The organism is Candidatus Binataceae bacterium, from assembly GCA_036495685.1.
Lineage (GTDB): Bacteria > Desulfobacterota > Binatia > Binatales > Binataceae > JAFAHS01.
This window is the reverse complement of sequence record DASXMJ010000036.1, coordinates 13,007-33,309: the sequence shown is the minus strand read 5'-3', so window position 1 is coordinate 33,309 and position 20,303 is coordinate 13,007. Positions and strand designations below refer to the sequence as shown.

Annotated in this window: 20 protein-coding genes; 10 read left to right on the top strand and 10 right to left on the bottom strand. The window is 61.3% G+C overall.

Annotation, left to right across the window (positions count from 1 at the left end):
• The 5 genes from ptsP to VGI36_04085 all read right to left on the bottom strand — a co-directional run.
• The coding region (gene ptsP, locus VGI36_04105) for a phosphoenolpyruvate--protein phosphotransferase (protein HEY2484304.1) at positions 1–1,998 on the bottom strand (1,998 nt) is incomplete at its 3' end.
• 153 nt (positions 1,999–2,151) lie between these two features.
• Positions 2,152–2,871, bottom strand: a complete 720-nt coding sequence (locus VGI36_04100; GenBank protein ID HEY2484303.1) for a CehA/McbA family metallohydrolase — start codon at positions 2,869–2,871, stop codon at positions 2,152–2,154.
• 9 nt (positions 2,872–2,880) lie between these two features.
• Positions 2,881–3,441 (bottom strand): peptidylprolyl isomerase, encoded by a 561-nt coding sequence (locus VGI36_04095; GenBank protein ID HEY2484302.1) that lies wholly within the window; start codon positions 3,439–3,441, stop codon positions 2,881–2,883.
• 161 nt (positions 3,442–3,602) lie between these two features.
• Positions 3,603–4,382 carry an alpha/beta hydrolase gene (locus VGI36_04090; protein ID HEY2484301.1) on the bottom strand — a complete coding sequence of 260 codons (780 nt, stop codon included), beginning with the start codon at positions 4,380–4,382 and terminating at the stop codon, positions 3,603–3,605.
• A 95-nt stretch (positions 4,383–4,477) separates the two neighbouring features.
• Positions 4,478–5,728 (bottom strand): LLM class flavin-dependent oxidoreductase, encoded by a 1,251-nt coding sequence (locus VGI36_04085; protein HEY2484300.1) that lies wholly within the window; start codon positions 5,726–5,728, stop codon positions 4,478–4,480.
• 135 nt (positions 5,729–5,863) lie between these two features.
• Between VGI36_04085 and VGI36_04080 the strand changes: the two genes are divergently transcribed.
• Positions 5,864–7,108: an alpha-L-fucosidase gene (locus tag VGI36_04080; protein ID HEY2484299.1), complete on the top strand. Its 1,245-nt coding sequence runs from the start codon at positions 5,864–5,866 to the stop codon at positions 7,106–7,108.
• Positions 7,109–7,242: 134 nt separating this feature from the next.
• Here VGI36_04080 and VGI36_04075 read toward each other — a convergent pair whose 3' ends face one another.
• Entirely contained in the window at positions 7,243–8,661 is a 1,419-nt protein-coding gene (locus VGI36_04075; GenBank protein HEY2484298.1) for an FHA domain-containing protein, read from the bottom strand.
• Positions 8,662–8,663: 2 nt separating this feature from the next.
• On the bottom strand, positions 8,664–9,698 hold the full coding sequence (locus VGI36_04070; protein HEY2484297.1) for a histone deacetylase: 1,035 nt from the start codon (positions 9,696–9,698) through the stop codon (positions 8,664–8,666).
• A gap of 107 nt (positions 9,699–9,805) precedes the next feature.
• On the opposite strand from VGI36_04070, the gene VGI36_04065 reads away from it, so the two are divergent.
• The 3 genes from VGI36_04065 to VGI36_04055 are packed head-to-tail and all read left to right on the top strand — an operon-like array spanning position 9,806 to position 13,294.
• The gene (locus VGI36_04065; protein HEY2484296.1) at positions 9,806–10,036 is read left to right on the top strand and encodes a twin-arginine translocase TatA/TatE family subunit; all 231 of its coding nucleotides are present in this window, start codon (positions 9,806–9,808) and stop codon (positions 10,034–10,036) included.
• 14 nt (positions 10,037–10,050) lie between these two features.
• Positions 10,051–10,857, top strand: a complete 807-nt coding sequence (gene tatC / locus VGI36_04060) for a twin-arginine translocase subunit TatC (protein ID HEY2484295.1) — start codon at positions 10,051–10,053, stop codon at positions 10,855–10,857.
• Between the two features lie 37 nt (positions 10,858–10,894).
• Positions 10,895–13,294: a glycoside hydrolase family 15 protein gene (locus tag VGI36_04055; protein HEY2484294.1), complete on the top strand. Its 2,400-nt coding sequence runs from the start codon at positions 10,895–10,897 to the stop codon at positions 13,292–13,294.
• Here the strand turns inward: VGI36_04055 and VGI36_04050 are convergent.
• Entirely contained in the window at positions 13,291–13,527 is a 237-nt protein-coding gene (locus VGI36_04050; protein HEY2484293.1) for a DUF4911 domain-containing protein, read from the bottom strand. The genes VGI36_04055 and VGI36_04050 overlap by 4 nt on opposite strands.
• 64 nt (positions 13,528–13,591) lie before the next feature.
• Between VGI36_04050 and VGI36_04045 the strand changes: the two genes are divergently transcribed.
• Both VGI36_04045 and VGI36_04040 read left to right on the top strand, forming a co-directional pair.
• Entirely contained in the window at positions 13,592–14,476 is an 885-nt protein-coding gene (locus VGI36_04045; GenBank protein ID HEY2484292.1) for an ArsA-related P-loop ATPase, read from the top strand.
• Positions 14,473–15,585: an ArsA-related P-loop ATPase gene (locus VGI36_04040; protein HEY2484291.1), complete on the top strand. Its 1,113-nt coding sequence runs from the start codon at positions 14,473–14,475 to the stop codon at positions 15,583–15,585. Before VGI36_04045 ends, VGI36_04040 begins: the two co-directional genes overlap by 4 nt.
• A gap of 60 nt (positions 15,586–15,645) precedes the next feature.
• Here the strand turns inward: VGI36_04040 and VGI36_04035 are convergent, their stop codons facing one another.
• Positions 15,646–15,978 carry a hypothetical protein gene (locus VGI36_04035; GenBank protein ID HEY2484290.1) on the bottom strand — a complete coding sequence of 111 codons (333 nt, stop codon included), beginning with the start codon at positions 15,976–15,978 and terminating at the stop codon, positions 15,646–15,648.
• 40 nt (positions 15,979–16,018) lie between these two features.
• Here VGI36_04035 and VGI36_04030 point away from each other — a divergent pair, with 40 nt between their 5' ends.
• Positions 16,019–16,297 (top strand): hypothetical protein, encoded by a 279-nt coding sequence (locus VGI36_04030; GenBank protein ID HEY2484289.1) that lies wholly within the window; start codon positions 16,019–16,021, stop codon positions 16,295–16,297.
• On the opposite strand, the gene VGI36_04025 is transcribed toward VGI36_04030, so the two are convergent.
• Positions 16,278–17,438, bottom strand: coding sequence for an alpha/beta hydrolase (locus tag VGI36_04025; GenBank protein HEY2484288.1), 1,161 nt, complete (start codon positions 17,436–17,438; stop codon positions 16,278–16,280). The two genes, VGI36_04030 and VGI36_04025, sit on opposite strands and share 20 nt — an antisense overlap.
• A gap of 149 nt (positions 17,439–17,587) precedes the next feature.
• Here VGI36_04025 and VGI36_04020 point away from each other — a divergent pair, with 149 nt between their 5' ends.
• From VGI36_04020 to VGI36_04010, 3 genes are read left to right on the top strand one after another with little or no spacing between them, the layout of a single operon-like run.
• Positions 17,588–18,508, top strand: coding sequence for a TIGR03560 family F420-dependent LLM class oxidoreductase (locus tag VGI36_04020; GenBank protein HEY2484287.1), 921 nt, complete (start codon positions 17,588–17,590; stop codon positions 18,506–18,508).
• A gap of 1 nt (position 18,509) precedes the next feature.
• Positions 18,510–19,253: an MlaD family protein gene (locus VGI36_04015; protein ID HEY2484286.1), complete on the top strand. Its 744-nt coding sequence runs from the start codon at positions 18,510–18,512 to the stop codon at positions 19,251–19,253.
• A gap of 29 nt (positions 19,254–19,282) precedes the next feature.
• The gene (locus tag VGI36_04010) at positions 19,283–20,287 is read left to right on the top strand and encodes a phosphotransferase family protein (protein HEY2484285.1); all 1,005 of its coding nucleotides are present in this window, start codon (positions 19,283–19,285) and stop codon (positions 20,285–20,287) included.
• The last annotated feature ends 16 nt before the right edge of the window (positions 20,288–20,303 follow it).

Here is a 20,303-nt window from a genome sequence, read left to right as displayed (position 1 = left end):
GATCAGGTCGTTGGTCCCCACCGAGAAAAAATCCACCTCGCGCGCGAGCCGCGGCGCCAGCCAAACCGCGGACGGCACCTCGACCATGATGCCAACCTCGATGTCGGGATTGTGCTCGAGCCCTTCCTTGTAAAGCTCGGCTTTGGACTCGGCGAGCAGCTCTTTGGCCCGGCGCAGCTCTTCGAGGCTGGAGATCATCGGAAACAGGATCCGCACGTTGTATTTCGCCGCAGCGCGCAGGATCGCGCGGAGTTGCACCTTGAACAGTCCCGGCATTTCCAGCGAGATGCGAATCGAGCGCCATCCCAAGAATGGATTCTCTTCGCGCGGCACTCGCATATAGGGCGGGTATTTGTCGGCGCCGATGTCCAGCGTGCGGATGGTGACCGGGCGCTTGCCGACTTCCTTGAGCATCCGGTTGTAGAGCTCGAGCTGCTGATTCTCGTCCGGAAAGTCCTCGTAGGTAAGAAATGAAAATTCGGACCGCAGCAGGCCGATGCCTTCCGCTCCGTAACGCAGCGCGAGGTGCACATCGGCCAGCAGCGCGATATTCGCGAGCATCATCACGCGATGCCCGTCGCGAGTGCCGCCCGGTTCGTGGTCCGCCTCCATCAGTTCGCGCTTGAAGGCTTCGTAGCGCTTGCTCAGGCTCAGATAGTCTTTCTCGATCTCGCTGCCTGGATTCACGTAGACCAGGCCCGAGTTGCCGTCGAGCACCAGATGGTCTCCCTCGCTAACCGACTCCATCAGGTGCTCGACCCCGACCACCGTGGGAATTTCAAACGACCGCGCAAGGATGGCGGCATGGGAAGTAACCCCTCCGGATTGCAGCGCAATTCCGGCGAGATTTTCGTGCGAGACCAGCGTGAGCTGCGAGAGCGTCAGCTCTTCCGCCACCAGGACGGTTGGCCTGCTGAAGGCGCCCCGCCGATCTTCCTGGCGCAGATGGCGCAACACGCGATGCCCCACGTCGCGGAAGTCGGTCGCCCGCTCGCGCAGGTAGCCGTCGGCGACCGCAAGCATCTGCGCACTGAGTTCATCGATGACCCGAAACAGCGCGCTCTCGGCCGCGTAGCCTTTCTCGATCGTATCGCGGACCCGCCCGATGAACTCGTCGTCTTCAAGAATCAGACGGTGGCCATCAAAGATCTGCAGGTCCGCCTCTGGCATGAGGGGTTCCATGCGGGCCTTGAGCGCCACCAGCTCGACGCGCGATCGTTCGACCGCGTCGTTGATCCGCTTCAACTCGCCCTTGATGTCGCGGTTGCGCTGATTGCGTTCGATGGTGCTCAGAAAAGTGCCGACTACATGTGCGATACCCTGCGCAAACCCAGGCGCTGCCGGAAGTCCCACCAGGCGGGGCCGGCGCACCTTGCTAGGAGCTTTGACTCGGGTCTTGCCGCCGACCTTCTCGTAGTCCTTGAGCTGGCGGTTCGCCTCAATCATCCGGCGCCGATATTCCTCGCGTTCCTTCTCCTTGGTCGCGAGTGTTTCGCGCAGCCGAAAGTGGGAGAGAACGTGAGCGATTTGGCTCGCCGCGGTACGTAGCAGGGTGACCTCGGTGCGCGAGAACTTGCGGCGCGCGAGGGTCTGCGCGACCAGCACGCCAAGCGGTTTTTGTCGGCCCTCCTGCACCGGGACGCCGAGAAAGGTGTGATAACGCTCTTCGCCGGTTTCGGGGAAATATTTGTAGCGCTGGTGGCTGATCGCGTCCGCGACCGCTACCGCTTCATCCTTTTCGATGACCAATCCCACCAGTCCCTCGGTGGGGCGCATCGAAACTCTCCCGACCGACTCCCGGTCGAGTCCCACGGTCGCACGCAGCACCAGACGTTCGCGCTGCGCGTCAAACAGGTAGAGCGAACAGACCTCTGCCTGCATCCCGTCGGCGATCGCTGCGGCGATCTGGTCCAGAGCCTCGCGCAGATCCGCGTGCGCCTCGCCGGCGATCGTGGAGATCTCCTCGATGAGCGCAAGACGGTCGCGATTGGTTGCCATAAGCGTGATTCAAGACCCGAGTGCGCGAGAATTTTACCGCACCACTTCCCGCTGTCACAACGGAAGAGGGGAGAAATCCGCAGATTTGAGCGCTTCCGCACCCCCGCAAGCCCAGGTTCTGCGAAAGTCAGGGATTTTCCGGCCGGTTGTGGTTCAAGGCAGCTCGAAAATAGCAAGTGCATTCTGCAGGAGACCGCGGCCCGCTCTGCACCTGCCGCCTTTGATCGCTTCGATGAGCCCGCGTTCATCATGTACCGGCGCGTCGAGCAGGGTACTTACACAGCCGATGGAACCCGCGGAATGGGAGTCGGACCCCGCAACCTCCGGCTTCTTAAGGTGACGCGCCACCCGCAGCGCGAACACATTCTCCTCCTCGGAGCAGGCGCCGTTCAGCACCTCGATCGCATGGACAAACTCAAAGATTGCCAGCTTGGCGGCGCGGTCGGGACGATCGGGATCGATCGGTTCGCCGTCGGGATTGATGAAGGAAAAGCGCGGGTCGAGCTTGTAGCGAAACGGATGGTTTGCGACCAGGATTCCGCCGGCCGCATCCACCACCTTGCGCAGCTCCGAGAGCTTGTAGATTCCACCCACGTAGCGATCGAGGCCGAACACCCCGATGTGCCCCATGTCGGTGGTTACCTCCATGCCGCGCAGGAACACCACCCCGGACTCGTTGCCCAGCAGGTCCATCTCGCGCGGTTCCCACATAGTGTCGTGCTCGGTGATGCACACCGCGCCGATCCCAATCGCGCCCGCGCGCGCGACCAGATCACCCGGCGCCAGGTTCGAATCCGAACTGCCGCGGTTGGTGTGAAGATGAAGGTCTACGCTGAAGTAGGGCCCCGAGGGGTGCCCGCTTCCGGATGCCATCACTTGATTCTACTTGGGCGGCTCCGTTGCGAGCGTGATTTTCTTCATGTGATCGCCCTTCTGAATCTGGTCGACCACATCCATTCCCTTAATCACGCCGCCAAAGATCGTATAGTCGCCGTCAAGGCCCGGCTGCGGCTTCATGCAAATGTAGAATTGGCTGCCCGAGGATTCCCGTTTGGGATTCACTTCGTCGCCGGTGCGCGCGGTCGCAACACTCCCCCGCAGATGATGTTCGTTCTTGTCGATTTCGGCGGGAACCGTGTAACCGGGACCACCCATTCCGGTGCCGTCCGGGTCACCGCCCTGCACCACGAAGTCGGGTACCACGCGGTGGAAGGTGAGGCCGTTGTAGAAGCCCTTTTTGACCAGGGTTTCAAAGTTCTCGACGGTTTTGGGCGCGACTTTGGGATAGAGTTCCATCACAAAGGTGCCCCGGTCCGTCTCGACGATCGCGTAATGTCCGGTATTTCTCACGGGTAAACCATCCGAGCTTGAGCCATTGCAGGCGGAGGCGATCGCCAGAACCGCGAGGATCGTCACCACCCAGGAATGTCTGGAAAGCTTCACTACTGTGCTCTTGGGGTCGATGCCAACAAGTCTAATGGAAGTATTCGACGCAACGCGAAGGTGCAAGGGTTCAGCTCAACGGACTTGGAGGCGAGGTTCGTCCGTTCCCCTTCCGCTCAAGCACAGTAACTGGCCCTTTCGGGCTCAGCCTCGCCTCGCTTTCATTTCAGGAACGCAGTAACCACCGCCGCGACCCTCGCCGGAGCCTCAAGTGGCATCATGTGCGCGCCGTCGATGATTTCCAACTTGGCGTCGGGTATGCCCTTCTTGAATTCCTCCCCGTACGCGGGCGCCAGCAGCTTGTCATGGTTACCCCACAGCAGCAGCGTGGGCGCCGTGATCCGATGCAGGCGTTTCTTGAGTCCCTTATCGGGAATCGGCCAGTAGAATTTGCCGGTACAGCCGAGCGCCCAGGAGATGCGGATGAACCCTTCCTGGTCTTCGGGGTTGAGGATGATTCGCTTCTGCGCGGGATGGTGGGGATCGTGGAATAGCAAACCCGGCAGTTCGGTTTGTGCCGTAACGATATAATTCCGAATGGGCCGCTCATCGAGCCACAGTCCCAGTGAATTGATCAACACCAGCTTGCTGACCCGCGTGGGGTCGGTGGCGGCCACTTCGGCCGCGACCATTCCGCCGAAAGAATGCCCCACCACCGCGGGCGACTTGAGTCCGAGCTTGTCGAACAAGTCATAGTAGTAGAGAACGAGGTCCCAGAAATCATCAAGCGCTTTGATCGCGTCCTCGTCGCCGGGGGTGAGGCCGGGATGGGGCACCGCGTAAACGGTAAAATTCTTCGCCAGCTCATCGACGAGTTCGGTCTCGATGAGGCCGTATCCGCCGTGCAGATAGACCAGCGGCGCACCACCGCCCGAAATTTTGACCGAGGGATGTACCTTGTCGCCCCACACGCTTACCGTTTGTTCCTTGCTCGCCGCCATCTTTTCGCAGCCTTCCTGGATTCTGGATTCAAGGGGATGCGCGCGGCCGCCTTGGTGCCGGCCGCGCGGGATTTGCCAGTCTTCGGTGCCGCAACCTATGCGCGGGCGGAAGCGCCCTTGCCGTTAGGCCGGGCGCGCAGCTTTTCCGGCCACCACTTGTTCTCCCATTGGTCTTCCCACACATCGCAGAAGTGCGGCATGACTTCCCGGCAAAACAGATCGATATTTTTGATGGTAAGGTCGTGCGGCATCGAACCGATGTGCAGCAGCACCATCAGGTTTCCGACCCGGAGCTTCTTCACGGCCTCCATCAGCTGCTGGCGCACGGTCGCCGGGCTGCCCGCGATAACAAACTGATTCTCGACGAAGTCCTTGTAACCCCAGGTCGGAATCTTGTTCATCAAGTCGAACATCTGCGGGTTCAGCTTGGTGACGCTGTTAACCAGGCTCTTGTAATCCTGGTTGCCCGCGACGGGAAAATATTCGGGCTGAATGTGCAAGCACTTGTCGTAGAAGTAACGGATGTGCGGGTAGTACTCCTTTTCTGCGCTCGCGTCGGTTTCGGAGACCGCGACCAGCTGCAGGAACCCGGCGCGGAAGGGATTCGGATCGTGGTTACCCTTCGCGACGAAATCCCACCAGCCGTCCATCACGCGCTTGCCAAAGTTGTTGCCCCAGTAAGAGAGGAAGCAGTAGCAGTGGTCGTTACGTGCAGAAAAATCCCACGTGCTGAGGCTCCCGCTGCCGGGGATCCACACCGGCGGAAACGGCTTCTGTATCGGGCGCGGCCAGATATTGACCATCGGCAATTTGAAGTACTTGCCGTTCCACGCGAAAATTTCGCGAGCGGTCCACGCCTTTAGAATCAGGTCGTGAGCTTCATAATATCGCTCACGCTGTTCGATCGGCGAAATTCCGTAGCAAAGATTCACGTCTTGCGAAGTGCCGAGCGGCATCCCTGCGACCAGGCGGCCCCCGGAGATACAATCAATCATCGAATATTCCTCGGCGACGCGAATCGGAGGGTTTGAGGTCGGCAACGTCGAGCCCATCTGCACCACGGCGACGTGGGTGCCGTTGGTGGCGCGCGCGAGGACCGAACCCATCAGGTCGGGATTCGGCATGAATCCGTAAGCGTTCTGGTGATGCTCGTTGACGCAGATGCCGTCGATGCCGCGGTTCGCGGCGTGAATAAGTTCATCGAGGGTCCAGTTGTAGTACTGGCCAATCTTGGTCGAATCGGCGAGCTCCCAATAGGGAGGATCGACCCACACCGAGTTATAGCGTTTCTCGAAGTCCGCCGGCAGATCACGATACGGCATCAGGTGGAACATCGATATTTTCATTTCACAGCCTCCACCGGCTCAACACCGGACATCTTTTTCCAATACCATGAGCCGCAGCCAACTCCCAGTGCCTTCCGAACCGGTTCAGAGACTTCGGTTGGACAGGACAACTTTTGCACGCCACAATTCGCGGTCATGCAGGAATGGTTCACCGCGGCGCGTTTCGGCATGTTTATTCACTGGGGCGCGAGCAGTCAGCGCGGATGGGAGCTTTCGTGGCCGCTAGTCGCGGGCGTCGGCGTGCTGCCCCAGGGGCAAGCGGTTTCGGTGGATGAGTATCATTCGACCGCTGGCACGTTTAACCCGGTAAAATTCAATCCGCAAAAATGGGCGCGCTTGGCCAAGCGCGCTGGTATGCAATACGCCGTGCTCACCAGCAAGCATCACGACGGATTCGCGATGTTCCACTCGGGCCACACCAGCTACACGATCGAACATAGCCCGTTTCGGCGCGACATCGTGCGGGAATATGTCGAGGCCTTCCGCGCCGAGGGAATTCGCGTCGGGCTCTATTTCTCGTTGATCGATTGGCACGACCCCGACTACCCGGCCTTCGCGGAAAGCGACAAGCCCTATCGATGGGGACAATGGCGCCGCGGGACGGAGGCGCAGTGGAATCGCTTTCGCAGCTCGATGTTCGGGCAGATTCGGGAACTTCTCACCAACTACGGAAGAATCGATCTGCTGTGGTTCGACGGCGGCTGGGAGCGCACGCCCGAAGAATGGCAGGCGCGTGAGCTGGAAAAGATGATTCGCGAACTGCAGCCGGAAATCGTAATCAACGACCGACTGCCCGGCTGCGGCGACTACGACACCCCCGAGCAGGGGGTCCCTGCCCGGGTACCGGCGCGCGCCTGGGAAACCTGCATGACGATGAACAACAGTTGGGGCTACAACCCGTCCGACCGTCAGTACAAGTCGGTCCGCCGCCTCATCAACACCCTCTCGGAAGTTGCCACCAAGGGCGGAAAGCTGCTGCTCAATGTCGGCCCGCGTGGAGACGGCTCCCTGGCCGAGGAGCAAGCCGAGCGGCTCGACGCGATCGCAGACTGGATGGCGCGCAGCGGCGAGAGCATCGTTGGAAGCCAACCGGGACTCGAGCCCTGGCAGTTCTACGGCCCCTCAACCCGGCGTGAGAATCGCGTTTATCTGCACTTGCTCGCGCGCCCCTATGACACGATTTCGGTCCGCGGAGTCCATCTGCGCAAGATCAGGGCGGCTAGCGTGCTCGCATCGGGCGAGCAGCTCCGCATCCACCGACGCGGAGTCGTCACTGAAATGATGTTCAATCAGGATCCAGTCGGCGAGCTGATAATCGACGTTCCGGAAAATGCGATCGCTCCGCTGCAGACTGTTATCGCACTGGATTTCGAGCCGTGAGGCGGCGCGCGTCCTCCACAGCAGAATCGACAGGTGAAGGCGAACCCACTCTAGAAGATCCCACGGCGCAGGGACCTGATTCTTTATAAATCGAGGTGCAAGACGACCTGCCCGAGCCAACCGCTGGCGGGCGACTACATGTTCACCGAGAAGGTCCAGTCATATTCGTGGCCATTGACGGTCATCCGCACCGAGTAGGTCGCGCCGCGGGTCAGGGGGCGGCGCGGGATTACCACTACCGACCCGTTCGCGGCCAGCACTTCGCGCCCAGCCGATTGACCGTATGACTCGGGGTTGACATAGGTAGCGGCATCGAATCCACATGCGTCCACTTTGCTCGTCGTACCATCGGGGGAAACACTTTCGACGCTGAACCGTTCAAGTTTTGCGGGGACAAAGCTTCCCAAGGTCAAGGTAATTGGCAAACCGGTCGGCGCAGCATAGCCCGGACACGCGGTCAGTGGATCGGGCCATTCGTTTTCGAAGGTTCGCAAGTCGATCCCCGCATCGGCGGGAGGAAATTTTAGGGGACGCGGGAATGATTGACGCAAGCCGCCTGCGTCCGCGCCACCTATGGCATTCATCGCCGCAACACAGATGCCCCCTCCACAAAAGTCGTAGTAGCCAACCCGGCGCAGGTTCGGATTGAGCAGCGGCAAGCGATGAAACGCGCCGCTGATCCAGTCCAGGATCGCGAAATTCACCAGCCCCGCAGGTTGGTGCCCATGCCAGTAAACGAAATCGACGTCGCTTTGTTTGCCGGCCTTGGCACCGTCGGGACTATACCCAGGGCTACCGTCTCGCTCCTCGTGCATTTCGCCCCCCGGCATCGCGCCGTTGCGCAGCGCTTCGGAGTAGTTGGCGAGAAGGTACCGCACGTGCGCCTGATCACCCGCGCTCAGTTTCGAATCTTCGAACACGGGTTTAAGCCCGGAGAGCTTGCGATACCAGTTAAGCAGCGCAAGCCATTCGGGCTCGGTCGCTGAAGGGGCATTGCTGCCAGTGGGAGACTCGCTGCTCGCGGATGAGGCCGCCGATTGCGTCCCGACGGAATTGCTTGCGGTGGACGCGGCCGGCGCTGGTACGCCGTTTGTCACCCCCAGCTTCGCAGCCTTCCACACCCGATAGCGCACCACCCCGAAGCCGATCGCGAAAAGGAACACCGTGACAAGAGCGAGCGGGAAGGCGCGAATTGAGCGAAACTCCTGAATGATGGACCGGCGGCGAGCCAGAAATGCGAAGCGCGCGTCGCCGAAGCGCACGTCGTCGCCGCGCTTCAGTGCGGTAGGGTTTTTGATTCGAAGACCGTTGACAAACGTTCCATTGGTCGACTCGAGATCGGTAACTGTATAACCGCCGATCCGGCGCTGGATCACCGCGTGGTAGCGCGAGACGGTGGAGGCATCGAGCACGATGTCGTTGTCTTTGGCGTAACCAATAGAGGTTTTGCCGGCCCGCAGCCGATACTCGCGCGGCGTCGATCCCCCGACCGCAACGAGCCGTGCGGCGAACCTACCCGGCGATGAATCTCCGGACAGAGGTTGCTGACCCATCCCTAGGCGAGGTTCCAGAACCGGCCGACGTTCCGTGCTGCGCGCTGGATGATCGGCATAACGGCGGCGCCGTCGCGCGCGGGGTAAATGGGTTCGTCGGGGTAACGGCCCAGCTCCTCGAGCACCACCCGTCCGGAATTGACTAGGGCTTCGAGGTCATAGCCGCCTTCCAGGGCGGCCACCATCTTTCCCCCGCAACATTCCGCCGCCAACTTCTTCACCCGGCGCGCCATCGCGACAAACCCTTCTTCGGTCACGCGCATTTGCGCCAACGGGTCGCGCCAATGGCAGTCAAATCCCGACGAAACCAGGATGAACTCGGGGCGAAACTTGCGGCCGATTGGCAAGATGAAGTCATCGAAGAAGCGCAGGTATTCGTCATCGCCAAAATTGGCCGGCATGGGCGCGTTGATGGTATATCCTTCGCCGCGTCCCGCTCCGATCTCGTGCAGCGAGCCGCTCCCCGGATAATGCGGATACTGGTGGGTCGACGCGTAGAGGACCTCGGGCGATTCGTAAAACATCGCCTGCGTGCCATTTCCGTGATGCACGTCCCAATCGACGATCATTATGCGCCTGAGGCCGCGATGTTTGAGCAGCCACGCGGCGGCGATGGCCACATTGTTGAAAAAACAGAATCCCATTGCGCGATCGGGCAGCGCGTGATGGCCGGGAGGACGCACTATCGCAAACGCGTTGTCCGTCTCTCCATCCATCACGGCCTCCACCGCGGTGAGGACGCCGCCCGCCGCGAGCAGCGCGGTCCGGTACGAGTCTCGCGAGGTATGCGTGTCTGGGTCGAAATCGAACCGCTCGAGCGTGCCGGTCGCGTGCATGAGTTGCACGTATTGGGGCTGGTGACAGAGCCCGATCTCCTCAAGGGTTGCCTCGCGCGGCACCCGATGCTGGAGCCCGGGGCGCTTAATCGAGTCCGTCATGTCGATCATGGCGCGGATTCGCTCCGGACGCTCGGGGTGGGAACGGCCCGCGAAATGTCTGGCATACGCGCGATCGGTCACCAGGGCCGTCTTCAGCATCGTTGACTCCACGATCCGCTATAATGATGATCTGACCGGCAGCGGCGCGCTTTTCCGAGGAGCATTCGGGACAATATATCGCCAAATCGATCCGACGCCATCCTGCTTTGAACCCTTTGGAAATACTGCTGATTCTAGCCGTCGCCCTGGTAGTTCTCGGCCCCGAACGAATGCCGGAAGTAATCCGCGCCGCCGCCCGGATACTGCGCGAACTGCGCGCTGCAAGTAACAGCGTGATGCGCGAGCTGAGCGAGGCCATGGAGGATGACCCTCCACGCAGCGGTCAGCTCCCTCCTCCCGTGTCCGAGCCGCGTGACAAACCTCCGGGTCAGTCGTGAGCGACGATTCCCAGATGCCCGACCAACACCAAACGCCGCCGGGCGAGGTTGGCAACGGCGAGGCTCGCATGTCGATCGTCGAGCATCTGCGGGAACTGCGCGTGCGCCTGTTGCGCGCCGCGATCGCGCTTGCGGTCGGCTTCCTACTCGCCTATGCAATCGATGCCCAGATTTTCTCGGCGCTGACCTGGCCGATTCGCGAAGTCTCCCGTGGCAAAGTCCTGCTGATCGGCACCGGAGTCGGCGAGGCGTTCTTCACCAAGCTCAAGGTTGCCCTAATCGCAGGTTTGTTCATTGCCAGTCCCGCGGTGTTTTACGAAATCTGGAAGTTCATCGCACCGGGACTCCACACCACCGAACGCAGGCTGGCGCGGCCGTTTGTAATTTCGGCGACGCTGTTCTTTTTGGCGGGTGGCTATTTCTGCTGGGCGGTCGTGTTCAGGGTCGGTTATGCGTTTTTTTTGAGCGAGTACGCCAGTATCGGCATTACCCCCACCATCCGGATCAGTGAATACCTGGCCTTCTCGACCAAGCTGCTGCTCGCGTTTGGGGTAACCTTCGAGATGCCGATTTTCGCGCTGTTCCTGACCCGGTTGGGCATCATCGATCACAAGATGATGATTCACCACCTGCGCTACGCGATCCTCGGCATCTTCATCGTGGCCGCGGCGCTCACCCCGCCCGATATGGTCTCCCAGTTTCTCCTGGCCATTCCGCTGTTGCTTCTCTATGCGTTGAGCATCGGCGTTTCATACGTATTCCGTACTCGCGAAAAGGTGGAGGCCGCAACCGCCGCGGTTGACGGCCCGAGCGCCACCTGAGCAGTCGCCCCCTGATTCGTCAGGAAAGGAACCCGCCATGGCAACCCTGCACGATTCGCCCCGCGCCACGGGCGCTCCCGGCATCGAACCGCGATGGACCCGCAGCGCGAAAGATGTGGTGGGGACCGCATACTCGTCCACCAGCCGCGTTTGGTTCACTGGCTCAAAAGGGGTTCTCAACGAAATTTATTTTCCCACCGCTGATTCGCCGCAGGTCCGGGATTTGCAATTGCTGGTCAGCGACGGGACCAGTTTTTTCCACGAAGAGCGGCGCGACCTCGAGACCACCACTGCGTATCTTTCCGAGCACGGTCTCGCCGTGCGGGTCATCAACCGCGATCCCGCCTCGCGCTATCTGATCGTCAAGGACATACTCTGCGACCCCCACCAGCCGACCGTGTTGATGCATGTTCGGCTGGAAGGAGACCCCGCCTTTCTCGCGCGCTTGCATCTGTACGTGCTGCTGGCCCCGCACCTGGGGGTCGCAGGTTGGGGCAACAACGGCAATTCCACTTCCATCGTGGGGCGCGAGTTTCTGACCGCCAATCGTGACGGCAACTGGCTGGCCTTGGCCGCGACCGTGCCCTTCGTACGGAGATCGTGCGGATATGTGGGACGCACCGACGGATGGCAGGACCTGTCAGAGAATTTCCAGCTCGACTACCAATTCGCGTCCGCCTCCAACGGCAATATCGCCCTCACCGGTGAAATCGACTTGAGCCGCGGGCACGAATTCACCATCGGTCTGGCCTTTGGTCGCACCTTGCATCGCGCCGTCACCACCTTGTTCCAGTCGCTGGCCATCAGTTTCGAGTCACATCGCGACCGTTTCCTCGAACAGTGGGATCGGGCCTGCCGCCACCATCATCCGTTGGGCCAATGGTCGGAAGATAACGGCCAACTTCATAGCCGTAGCCACGACTTGCTGATCGCGCATGAAGACAAAAATTACCCGGGTGCAATCATCGCCTCCATGAGTATTCCTTGGGGAGAAGCCAAGGGTGACGAAGACCTGGGCGGATACCACCTGGTATGGACGCGCGACATGGTTAACAGCGCCACCGGAATGCTGGCGTCGGGCGACTTGTCTACCCCGGTGCGGGCGCTGATCTACCTGGCGTGTTCGCAGCACGAGGATGGCGGCTTCTCGCAGAATTTCTGGATCAATGGCGATCCCTATTGGCAGGGGATCCAGCTCGATGAAGTTGCCTTCCCGATGATGTTGGCATGGCGCCTGCACAAGGCCGGTGCGCTGCTCGATTTCGATCCGTATCCGATGGTGCGGGCGGGCGCTAAGTACCTCATCCACCAGGGACCCGCCACCCAGCAGGAGCGCTGGGAGGAGAACAGCGGATTTTCTCCATCGACCCTCGCCAGTAATATCGCGGCGCTGGTGTGCGGCGCCTGCTACGCGCGCGAACGTCACGATGAGCTGACCGCCCGGTACCTGGAGGAGTATGCGGATTTTCTGGAGTCCCACGTTGAGCAGTGGACGGTGACCAATCAGGGGTTTCTGGTTCCAGGAATCCAACGGCACTACGTCCGCATCACTCCCGCCGATGCTAACGACGACCATCCCAACGAAGACCCGGATCGTTTTCCCGTCGAGATTCGCAATCGGCCGCCGGGTACCCCGAGGCAGTTTCGAACCGCGGAAATTGTCGACCCTGGATTTCTCGAACTCGCGCGCTACGGCGTGCGGCGGCCCGCTGACCCCTTGATCGAGAGTTCGCTGCAAGTGGTTGATTCGGTCTTGAAGGCGGATCTGCCCCAGGGCCCCTGCTGGCGGCGTTATACCCACGACGGTTACGGACAGCGAGACGATGGCGGCCCGTTCGTTGGGTGGGGCCGCGGGCGACCTTGGCCGTTGCTGACCGGGGAACGGGGTCACTACGAGCTGGCAGCCGGACGCGATCCGCTCCCTTATATTCGCGCGATGGAATTGTTCGCCACGCCGACCCGCCTGCTCCCGGAGCAGGTGTGGGATCAATCGGACATCCCCGGCGCCCTGCTCGTCAAGGGTGAGCAGACCGGAAGCGCAACTCCCCTGATGTGGGCGCATGCCGAGTACGTGAAATTGCTCCGCTCCGCCGCGGACGGGCAGGTCTTCGACCTGATCTCAGAAGTTGCGGAGCGCTACCTCACCCCGCGCGCACGCCGCCCGATGGAGATTTGGAAATATCATCGCCGCAGGGTCCCCGCGATAAAGGTACCGACCACACTACGCATCCAATGTGAGCGGCCGTTCATGCTGCATTGGACGCGGGACGAATGGGCGCATCGACAGGACCTCCGCGCTACGCCCACGCCCATCGGGCTCAGTTACGCCGACATCGAAGTCGCGGAGTCGTGGCAAGCGCCGATTCGATTCACCTTTTTGTGGACCGACACCGGAACCTGGGAAGGCAAGGATTTCGCGGTGCACATCGAACGCTAGACCAGGGGACGAATTTCGAAGCGTTCGCGAAGCGATTCGATTAGTTGATTGACCGTGTCCTTCTGATCGGATGCGAAGTAGAGCCTGAGATGGTGCCGGCGAGGGTCTTCAGTCCTCAAGGTTGCCAGGTTGTCGTAGGATTCGATGATCGCCTTGAATTCGACAATCCGCGCGGGAGGTATCGCGATGACGATGCTTTCGAAGGCGGCCCCCTTCTCCTGGCTGCGAGTCACAGCGTCAATCCTAGCGCACTCGCCGCGCATTTTCTGAGCGAGTTGGCGTAGCTAAGGTCGAGCGATGCAGCTGCCGCGGGTTCTTTTCGTTACCGGCAAGGGCGGCACGGGCAAGAGCACCGTGGCAGCGGCGCTCGCCGTTGCGCTCTCGCAGCGACGGTCCGCGGTCCTCGCCGATCTCAGCAGTCATTTGGGCGCCGCTGCCCTGCTGGGAGCGGCCATTTGCGACGACCAGACCGCGCGCCTTTCCGAATCGCTGGAAGTGGTGGCCCTGAGTCAGCGGGCGGAACTGAATTCTTTCATCAAACGACTTGTGCCGCTGGCAGCAATCTCTAAACGCATGCTGCGCAGCCGCACTTTTGGCTACGTAACGGCCGCACTTCCCGGCCTCGAGGCTTTCCTGCTGCTGGAGCGACTCCGGATGATGGCGGGCGAGGCCGCGCTCCACGATCGATACGTGGTCATCGACGCTCCGGCCACCGGCACCGCGCTCGAACTGCTCGCGGTCGCCAGCGGCGTCAAGGGCGTCGCTCCAGTCGGGACCCTCAGCCGACTGGCGGATGACGTGCAGGAGTTCCTGACCGACCCCCACCGTTTCGCCGTTCTCATAACCGTCACCCCCGAGGACCTGTCGGTGCGCGAGACACTTGCTACTGCCGAGACGCTCAAGAGCGTGCGTCGGATCGAAGTGGCCGGGGCAATCTTGAATCGATCCACCAGTGCGCTGTTCGAAGAACACGAGCTGGAGCGACTCGGTGCGCTCGACGCACACCGCAAGCTCGCGCACAAGCGCATCGCGGAGCGCGCGGCCGCAATTGCCGCCCGCAGGGAGCTGGAGCAGGCTGGGGTCGTAACATTTGAGCTGCCGATGCTCTATCGAGCGGCGATCGGCATGCGAGAAATTTCCGCGCTTGCGCGCGCTCTCACAGCCGGCCTGGTCGCACAATGAAATCGCGCGCGCTGGATTTCGAGCGGTATCGCCTCATCGCATGCCTGGGACCAGGCGGAGTGGGCAAGACCACCGTCAGCGCCGCGCTTGCGGTGGGCGGCGCATCGCGGGGGCGCGCCGTCGACGTGATGACCGTCGATCCGGCGCCGCGCTTGCTCGATGCTCTCGGTCTTGACGGTAACGCAAGCGAGCCTCGCACCGTTTCTTTGAAAGCCTTGCGCCCCGCGCCTGCCGGCGCCATCCGGCGCGCGCGACTTCGGGCTCTCAAACTCGATCCCAAAGAGACTTTCGATTCGATCGTGCGGGAGCATGCGCCGTCGGCGGCCGCCCGCGACGCGATCCTCTCCAACCGCATCTACCGCAACCTGTCCAGCGCGCTGGCCGGGGTCGGCGACTACATGGCGATGGAAAAATTGCTCGAGCTTGTCTCGCAACCTGACACCGACGTGGTGGTGCTCGACACCCCGCCGGCGTCTGAGGCCCTGGACTTCCTCGATGCGCCGCGTCGCTTGCTTGATCTGCTCAACTCGCGCGCCGTCACCTTGCTCGGGGCCCCGGCGGGTCTGCTGCGCCAATTCAGATTGGTCGACCTCGCGGCCCGCGCGGTCCTCTCCGCCTTCGATCGAGTTACCGGCCTGAACCTGCTCGCCGACGTGCAGGCGTTCGTGAACGGATTCGAAGGAATGTACGAGGGCTTCGCCGAGCGTGCCAAACGGGCGGACGCGATACTGCGTGCCGACGACACGGCGCTAGTGCTGGTGACCACTCCCGAGACCGGACGCATCGCGCAAGCGCGAGAATTCCTGGAAGCACTCCAGAAGGCCGGCCTTCAGGTCAACGCCATTGTCGTTAACCGCGCAATGCCGGCTCTGCCGGACGCAAAAGAAATCACCGCCGCAAAACTTTCCGCTGCGCTGAAGCGCAAACTCAGACGCAACCTGGCCGACCAGGCCGCCCTGAAAGAGCGCGAAACTCGCTCGCTCGAGGCGCTCACCAGTGTCATGCCTTCGCAGGCGCAGCTTCTGCTGTCACCCGAACTGGATCACGAGCCCAGGAGCGTGGCCGACCTGGGGGTCATCGGCGCTAATCTTCGGCCCGCCGCGGGATAGTCTTCTTAGGAGAGGTCGCAGGTGGCGCGGGGGATGAGATGTGAATGCGGATGTCGGTCTCTATTTTTTTGCGCGGAGCTTGGTCGGCGCGGGCTTCTCCTTGGCCAGCACGCGATCCAGCTTGATGCTCAAATTCAGGAGCTGCGAGCTCAAATGATCGAGACGCGTCTTCAACTCGCGGATGTCTTTCTTGGACGGAATATTCACGAAATCAAGCACCGTCTCCACGTTGCGATCGAACGAAGCCTTGTTGTGCATGAATTGCTCGCCCGCGCGCCCCAGCCCGCGGCGCAGACGTTGATTGCCCATCGCTTCGTTGAACACATTGCTAAGGCCCTCTTCGCTCATCTTGCGTAGTCGGCCAATGATGCTCTCAACGTCGCCACGTGCCATGATGGTTTTACTATATGGTGAACGGGGAACCACGCAAACGATGGGCACAGCAGCGACCATTTTGAGCGTGACCTCGGGCTTCGCTCTGCTGGGCTATCAGCTCCCGCCCGCCACTATCCTGGCAACCTCCATCGTTGTGAATCTAGCACTCGCCCCGCTCATCGCGGTCATCGCCAGCCGCCGCGGTCGCAGCGCGCTGGGGTGGACGATCGCGGGTTTGACGCTCGGGATGTGGGCGCTCGCGGTCGTGCTGATCCTGCCTGCCGCCAACCGATCGCCCGAGCCTCCCTCGTATCCCCCTACTTCTGATGCCGCTTGAGCCAGGCCACAATGGGGACGAACACCTGCGCCTGCGCGTGTGTACCGCACAAGACATCAAGATGGCCCCACTTCGGAAAGACCTGGAAGGTAACGTCATCACTGCCGGTTGCGTGGGCAGACTCGCCTACCCACGTTGACCAATCAGGCGCGATGTTGGTGCTGGCAAACGCGATCACCGGGACTTTCGAGACCTGCAGGGCGTCACGCAGTTCCGGGGTGAACGGATTTTGATAGTTCTGCACCGCGGGCCAGTAGCGATCGTATCCGACCAGCATCCGCGCCAGCACCACCGGACTGGAATAGCCGTCGAACGGATTTGCCAATCCGCCTTTACCTCCGAAATCCTTCGAATCGTAGACCACGTGCTCCAGGTTCTCGGCCGCACTCTGGTATTTGGGTAGCGGCGCGGGGCCGTTGGGATTTGCGATCACCGCCTCCATCAGGAATTGCCGTTTCTCCCAGGTGAGATTCTTTCCCGCCAGATCGTCGACCGCATGATCGTCAGGCAGGGGTTGAGACGCGCGCCGCGGAATGAATCCGTCCAATGCGATAATCCCGGCGACCTGCTGGGGATGCAGGGCGGTGAACAGGTACGCGAACGACACCCCGCGGCTAAACCCCGCCACGAAGATCTTCTGCGAGCCGGTCTGCTTGAGGATAAAGCTCGCCGCCGCGGTGATGTCCGATGCGAACTCCTCGTTGGTCCATCGCTTGAACAAGTCACTGATTTCCCCCGGTGTCGCGGTGGACGCGACAAAGTGAGTCCGATAGTCGAGCGCCCATACGTCTACCCCGCGGGTGGCCAGGTAGACCGGGAATGAATAGCGCGGATCGTAGAGGGCGATTTCGCCGTTCATGTTGGTCCCCGGCAAATAGAGGACCGTAAGGTCGTGACGCTGCCGCGCGCTTGCCCCCTGCGCGAAGCGATGCAGCGCAATCCGGTCATACGGGGAAGGACCAACCGAGGACTCGAAGCGCCATTGGTAAATTCCCGGAACGCCCGGTACCTCAACCGGCCCGCTCGCGGAGTGGAATCCGTTTTCAACTTCGCCCCGCGCGCCGGAAACCGCCGCCGAGAGCGCCAGCAGCAGCGCCAGAATTGTCACTCCGACCCGAACTCGTACCGGTTCAGCCTTCATTTCGGTCCTTCTCACCACCCGCTTGGAAACGCAGCGTCGCGCTCTTATAGCATCTAGCCCGCGGCGGGACATGACTGGTTGACCCCCCGCGGTCGCCCATGCCAAACAATTTCCAACGCATTCGCCATCCAACCAACAGGAGTCTTTGAATGAGCAAAAAGGCGCAATTCGCTTTGTTCTCGCCGCAGGCCGGTCTCAACTGGAAAGCGCTTCTCGATCGCACCAAACTGTGCGAGAAGCTCGGTTTTCATTCCATCTGGCTGGTGGATCACATGTGGACCGGGCAAATGCCGGATCTCGACCACGTGGAATGCCTTACCGCGATGAGCGGGCTGGCGGCCGCGACCGAAGCGATTCGCATCGGCACGCTGGTGATCTGCAATTCGTATCGCAACCCCGCCCTGCTCGCTAAGTCGCTCTGCACCATCGATCAGATCTCAGGCGGGCGCCTCGAAATCGGCATGGGCGCCGGATGGATGGCCGAGGAATACAAAGCGTACGGTTACCAGTTCCCGTCGATGCCCGAGCGGCTAAAGCAGCTTGCAGAGGGACTCGAAATCCTCAAGCAGATGCTCACCGAGAAGCGCGCAAACTTCAAAGGGCGCTACTACACGGTCGCCGACGCGATCAACAATCCCAAGGGGGTGCAGAAACCCCATCCGCCGATCACCATCGGTGGCAGCGGCGAGAAGGTAATGCTCAAACTGGTCGCGAAATATGCCGACCGCTGGAATTGCCCCGCGGGCTACCAGAGCTTCGAGCAGAAGTTCAACGTGCTCAAGCAGCACTGCAAGGATATCGGCCGCGACATCAACACCATCGACATCTCCGAGCAACTCCTGGTCTGTATCGGCAAAACCGAAGACGAGGTAGCGCAAAAATGGAAAATGGCGCAAGGGCTCAAGCCGTTCTCCATCACCGGCATCAAAGGCACCCCCAAGCAGCTCATCGAAGAGTTGAAAAAACGCATGACGCAGGGCATCACCACATTTACCATCTTCTTTAGTGACTTCGCGCCACCACCGACCCTCGAGTTGTTCGCGGGCGAAGTCATGCCGGCATTTGCGTAGGATGAGCCGTCATCGCGGGGAGTGGAACGTCAGGATTGTTCGCTCTCTCCTGCTGGCTGCGGCCCTCATGGGCTGCGCCTCCAGTCCAAAGTATTACAGTGCCGCGTTCAGTCAGCCCGATGGGCTCGGGCCCGGCGATCCGGTGCGACATGGTGGCACCCAAATTGGGGCGGTCACGACAATCTCCGCCGCCGGCAGCGGTGGCACGCAGGTTTCGGTGCAGATCGATCCCGAATACGCAAGTGCTGTGTACGTCGACTCGATCCTGGTCCTGCAGGGCGGCGGCGCCACTCCGTCACTTGAGCTGTTCACACCCAGCGCTGAGAGCTCCAAAGCAGCTGACGGCGCACTGCTTTACGGCGCCTCGAACGACAACCAGACGCAGATGCTCACCACCATCCTAGGCCCGGAGGCTATCGGTAACAGCTATGCGCAGTTTATCAATCGCTACGCGCCGCCACAGGCCGCCCCCTCCCCGGGCGCGTCGGTCTTGCAAAATCAGCTCATGGACATTTTCCGGCAGACGATGGCGGCGACCAGCGTGTTGTCGACCTCCAGTCCGGCCGGACGCGCACAAACAGATCAATTTCTAGAGGACGCCGATGCGGTCGAGCGCCAGCTCGATGCTCACGGACAAACGGCGCAAGCATCGCAAGTTCGCGCCCAGGTTGCGCAAATGAATGCTGCCGCGGCCGGGGCTTCCCCTAACACGCTGACCATACCAAAGGCAGCGCCCACGCCCTGACCCCGCCCCACCCACTCGGAACCGAACCAATGGACCGAGAACGATTGACCGAATTTTTGGGGCGTCGAATGCCGGACGCGGAGAATCTCCAGGTTCTCGGATTACGGCGCATCTCGGGCGGATCCTCGCGCGAAACCTATTCCTTTGACCTCGAGTGGCAAGAGCGCGGCGAGACTCGCAGGCGCCCGCTCATCGGACGCCGCGACCCCACCGGGGGGCTGCTCAAGTCAGAACGCGAGCGCGAGTTTCGAGTGATCGAAGCGATGCACCGCGCCGGGCTGCGGGTGCCCGAAGCATTGTTCCTCGAACTGGATCACTCGGTCATGGACCGGCCCTTCTTCGTTATGCACCGCGCGGCGGGGCGCACTTCAAACGGCGCCGTCCCCGCTAGCGAACCCGCGCAACTCCGCGAAAAAATCGCACATCAGTTTCTGGACGAGCTGGTCCGCATCCAATCGCTCGATTACCGCGTGCTGGGATTGGAGTTTCTTGGCGAACCCCGAGATCTCGCAGAACCGGCGCGCGTGCAGACCACACATTGGACCGAAATCTACCATCGCGACCGTATGGGCGAGCACTACCCGTTGCTCGATGCGGCCTTCGCGTGGCTGGCGGCAAATCCGGTGGTGGCCGACCGCATAACCCTGGTCCACGGCGACTTTCGCTCGGGTAACTATCTTTACGATGACGAAGGTCTCATCGCGATGCTCGATTGGGAGATGACTCATCTCGGCGATCCCATCGAAGATCTCGCGTGGGCCACCATGATGTTCTGGGGCCGCCAGGAATTTGCCGCCGGGCTGATGGAGCGCGAGGCGTTTTACCGCTTGTACGAACAAAAATCGGGACATCCCATTGATCGCGCGCGGCTGCGCTTCTATCAGGTACTGGGGAACGCGAAGATGGCGGTTATCTGCCTTACGGGAATCCGCGACTTCATCGAGGGCCGCACCACCGATTCGGTGATGCCGGTCTTGAAGGTCCTGCTGCCGGCGCTGTTCCAGGATATCGCGGCGCAACTAAGGCTTGCCTAGCGATGCTGCGGCCAAC

What these genes read in the sequence shown, in the direction of transcription:
- VGI36_04035 (HEY2484290.1), bottom strand. Translation starts at nt 15,978, where the DNA reads ATGGCACGTGGCGACGTTGAGAGCATCATTGGCCGACTACGCAAGATG.
- VGI36_04040 (HEY2484291.1), top strand. Translation starts at nt 14,473, where the DNA reads ATGAAATCGCGCGCGCTGGATTTCGAGCGGTATCGCCTCATCGCATGC.
- VGI36_04085 (HEY2484300.1), bottom strand. Translation starts at nt 5,728, where the DNA reads ATGAAAATATCGATGTTCCACCTGATGCCGTATCGTGATCTGCCGGCG.
- VGI36_04015 (HEY2484286.1), top strand. Translation starts at nt 18,510, where the DNA reads ATGAGCCGTCATCGCGGGGAGTGGAACGTCAGGATTGTTCGCTCTCTC.
- VGI36_04030 (HEY2484289.1), top strand. Translation starts at nt 16,019, where the DNA reads ATGGGCACAGCAGCGACCATTTTGAGCGTGACCTCGGGCTTCGCTCTG.
- VGI36_04045 (HEY2484292.1), top strand. Translation starts at nt 13,592, where the DNA reads ATGCAGCTGCCGCGGGTTCTTTTCGTTACCGGCAAGGGCGGCACGGGC.
- VGI36_04080 (HEY2484299.1), top strand. Translation starts at nt 5,864, where the DNA reads ATGCAGGAATGGTTCACCGCGGCGCGTTTCGGCATGTTTATTCACTGG.
- VGI36_04070 (HEY2484297.1), bottom strand. Translation starts at nt 9,698, where the DNA reads ATGCTGAAGACGGCCCTGGTGACCGATCGCGCGTATGCCAGACATTTC.
- VGI36_04055 (HEY2484294.1), top strand. Translation starts at nt 10,895, where the DNA reads ATGGCAACCCTGCACGATTCGCCCCGCGCCACGGGCGCTCCCGGCATC.
- VGI36_04020 (HEY2484287.1), top strand. Translation starts at nt 17,588, where the DNA reads ATGAGCAAAAAGGCGCAATTCGCTTTGTTCTCGCCGCAGGCCGGTCTC.
- VGI36_04075 (HEY2484298.1), bottom strand. Translation starts at nt 8,661, where the DNA reads ATGGGTCAGCAACCTCTGTCCGGAGATTCATCGCCGGGTAGGTTCGCC.
- tatC (HEY2484295.1), top strand. Translation starts at nt 10,051, where the DNA reads ATGCCCGACCAACACCAAACGCCGCCGGGCGAGGTTGGCAACGGCGAG.
- VGI36_04090 (HEY2484301.1), bottom strand. Translation starts at nt 4,382, where the DNA reads ATGGCGGCGAGCAAGGAACAAACGGTAAGCGTGTGGGGCGACAAGGTA.
- VGI36_04100 (HEY2484303.1), bottom strand. Translation starts at nt 2,871, where the DNA reads ATGGCATCCGGAAGCGGGCACCCCTCGGGGCCCTACTTCAGCGTAGAC.
- VGI36_04025 (HEY2484288.1), bottom strand. Translation starts at nt 17,438, where the DNA reads ATGAAGGCTGAACCGGTACGAGTTCGGGTCGGAGTGACAATTCTGGCG.
- VGI36_04010 (HEY2484285.1), top strand. Translation starts at nt 19,283, where the DNA reads ATGGACCGAGAACGATTGACCGAATTTTTGGGGCGTCGAATGCCGGAC.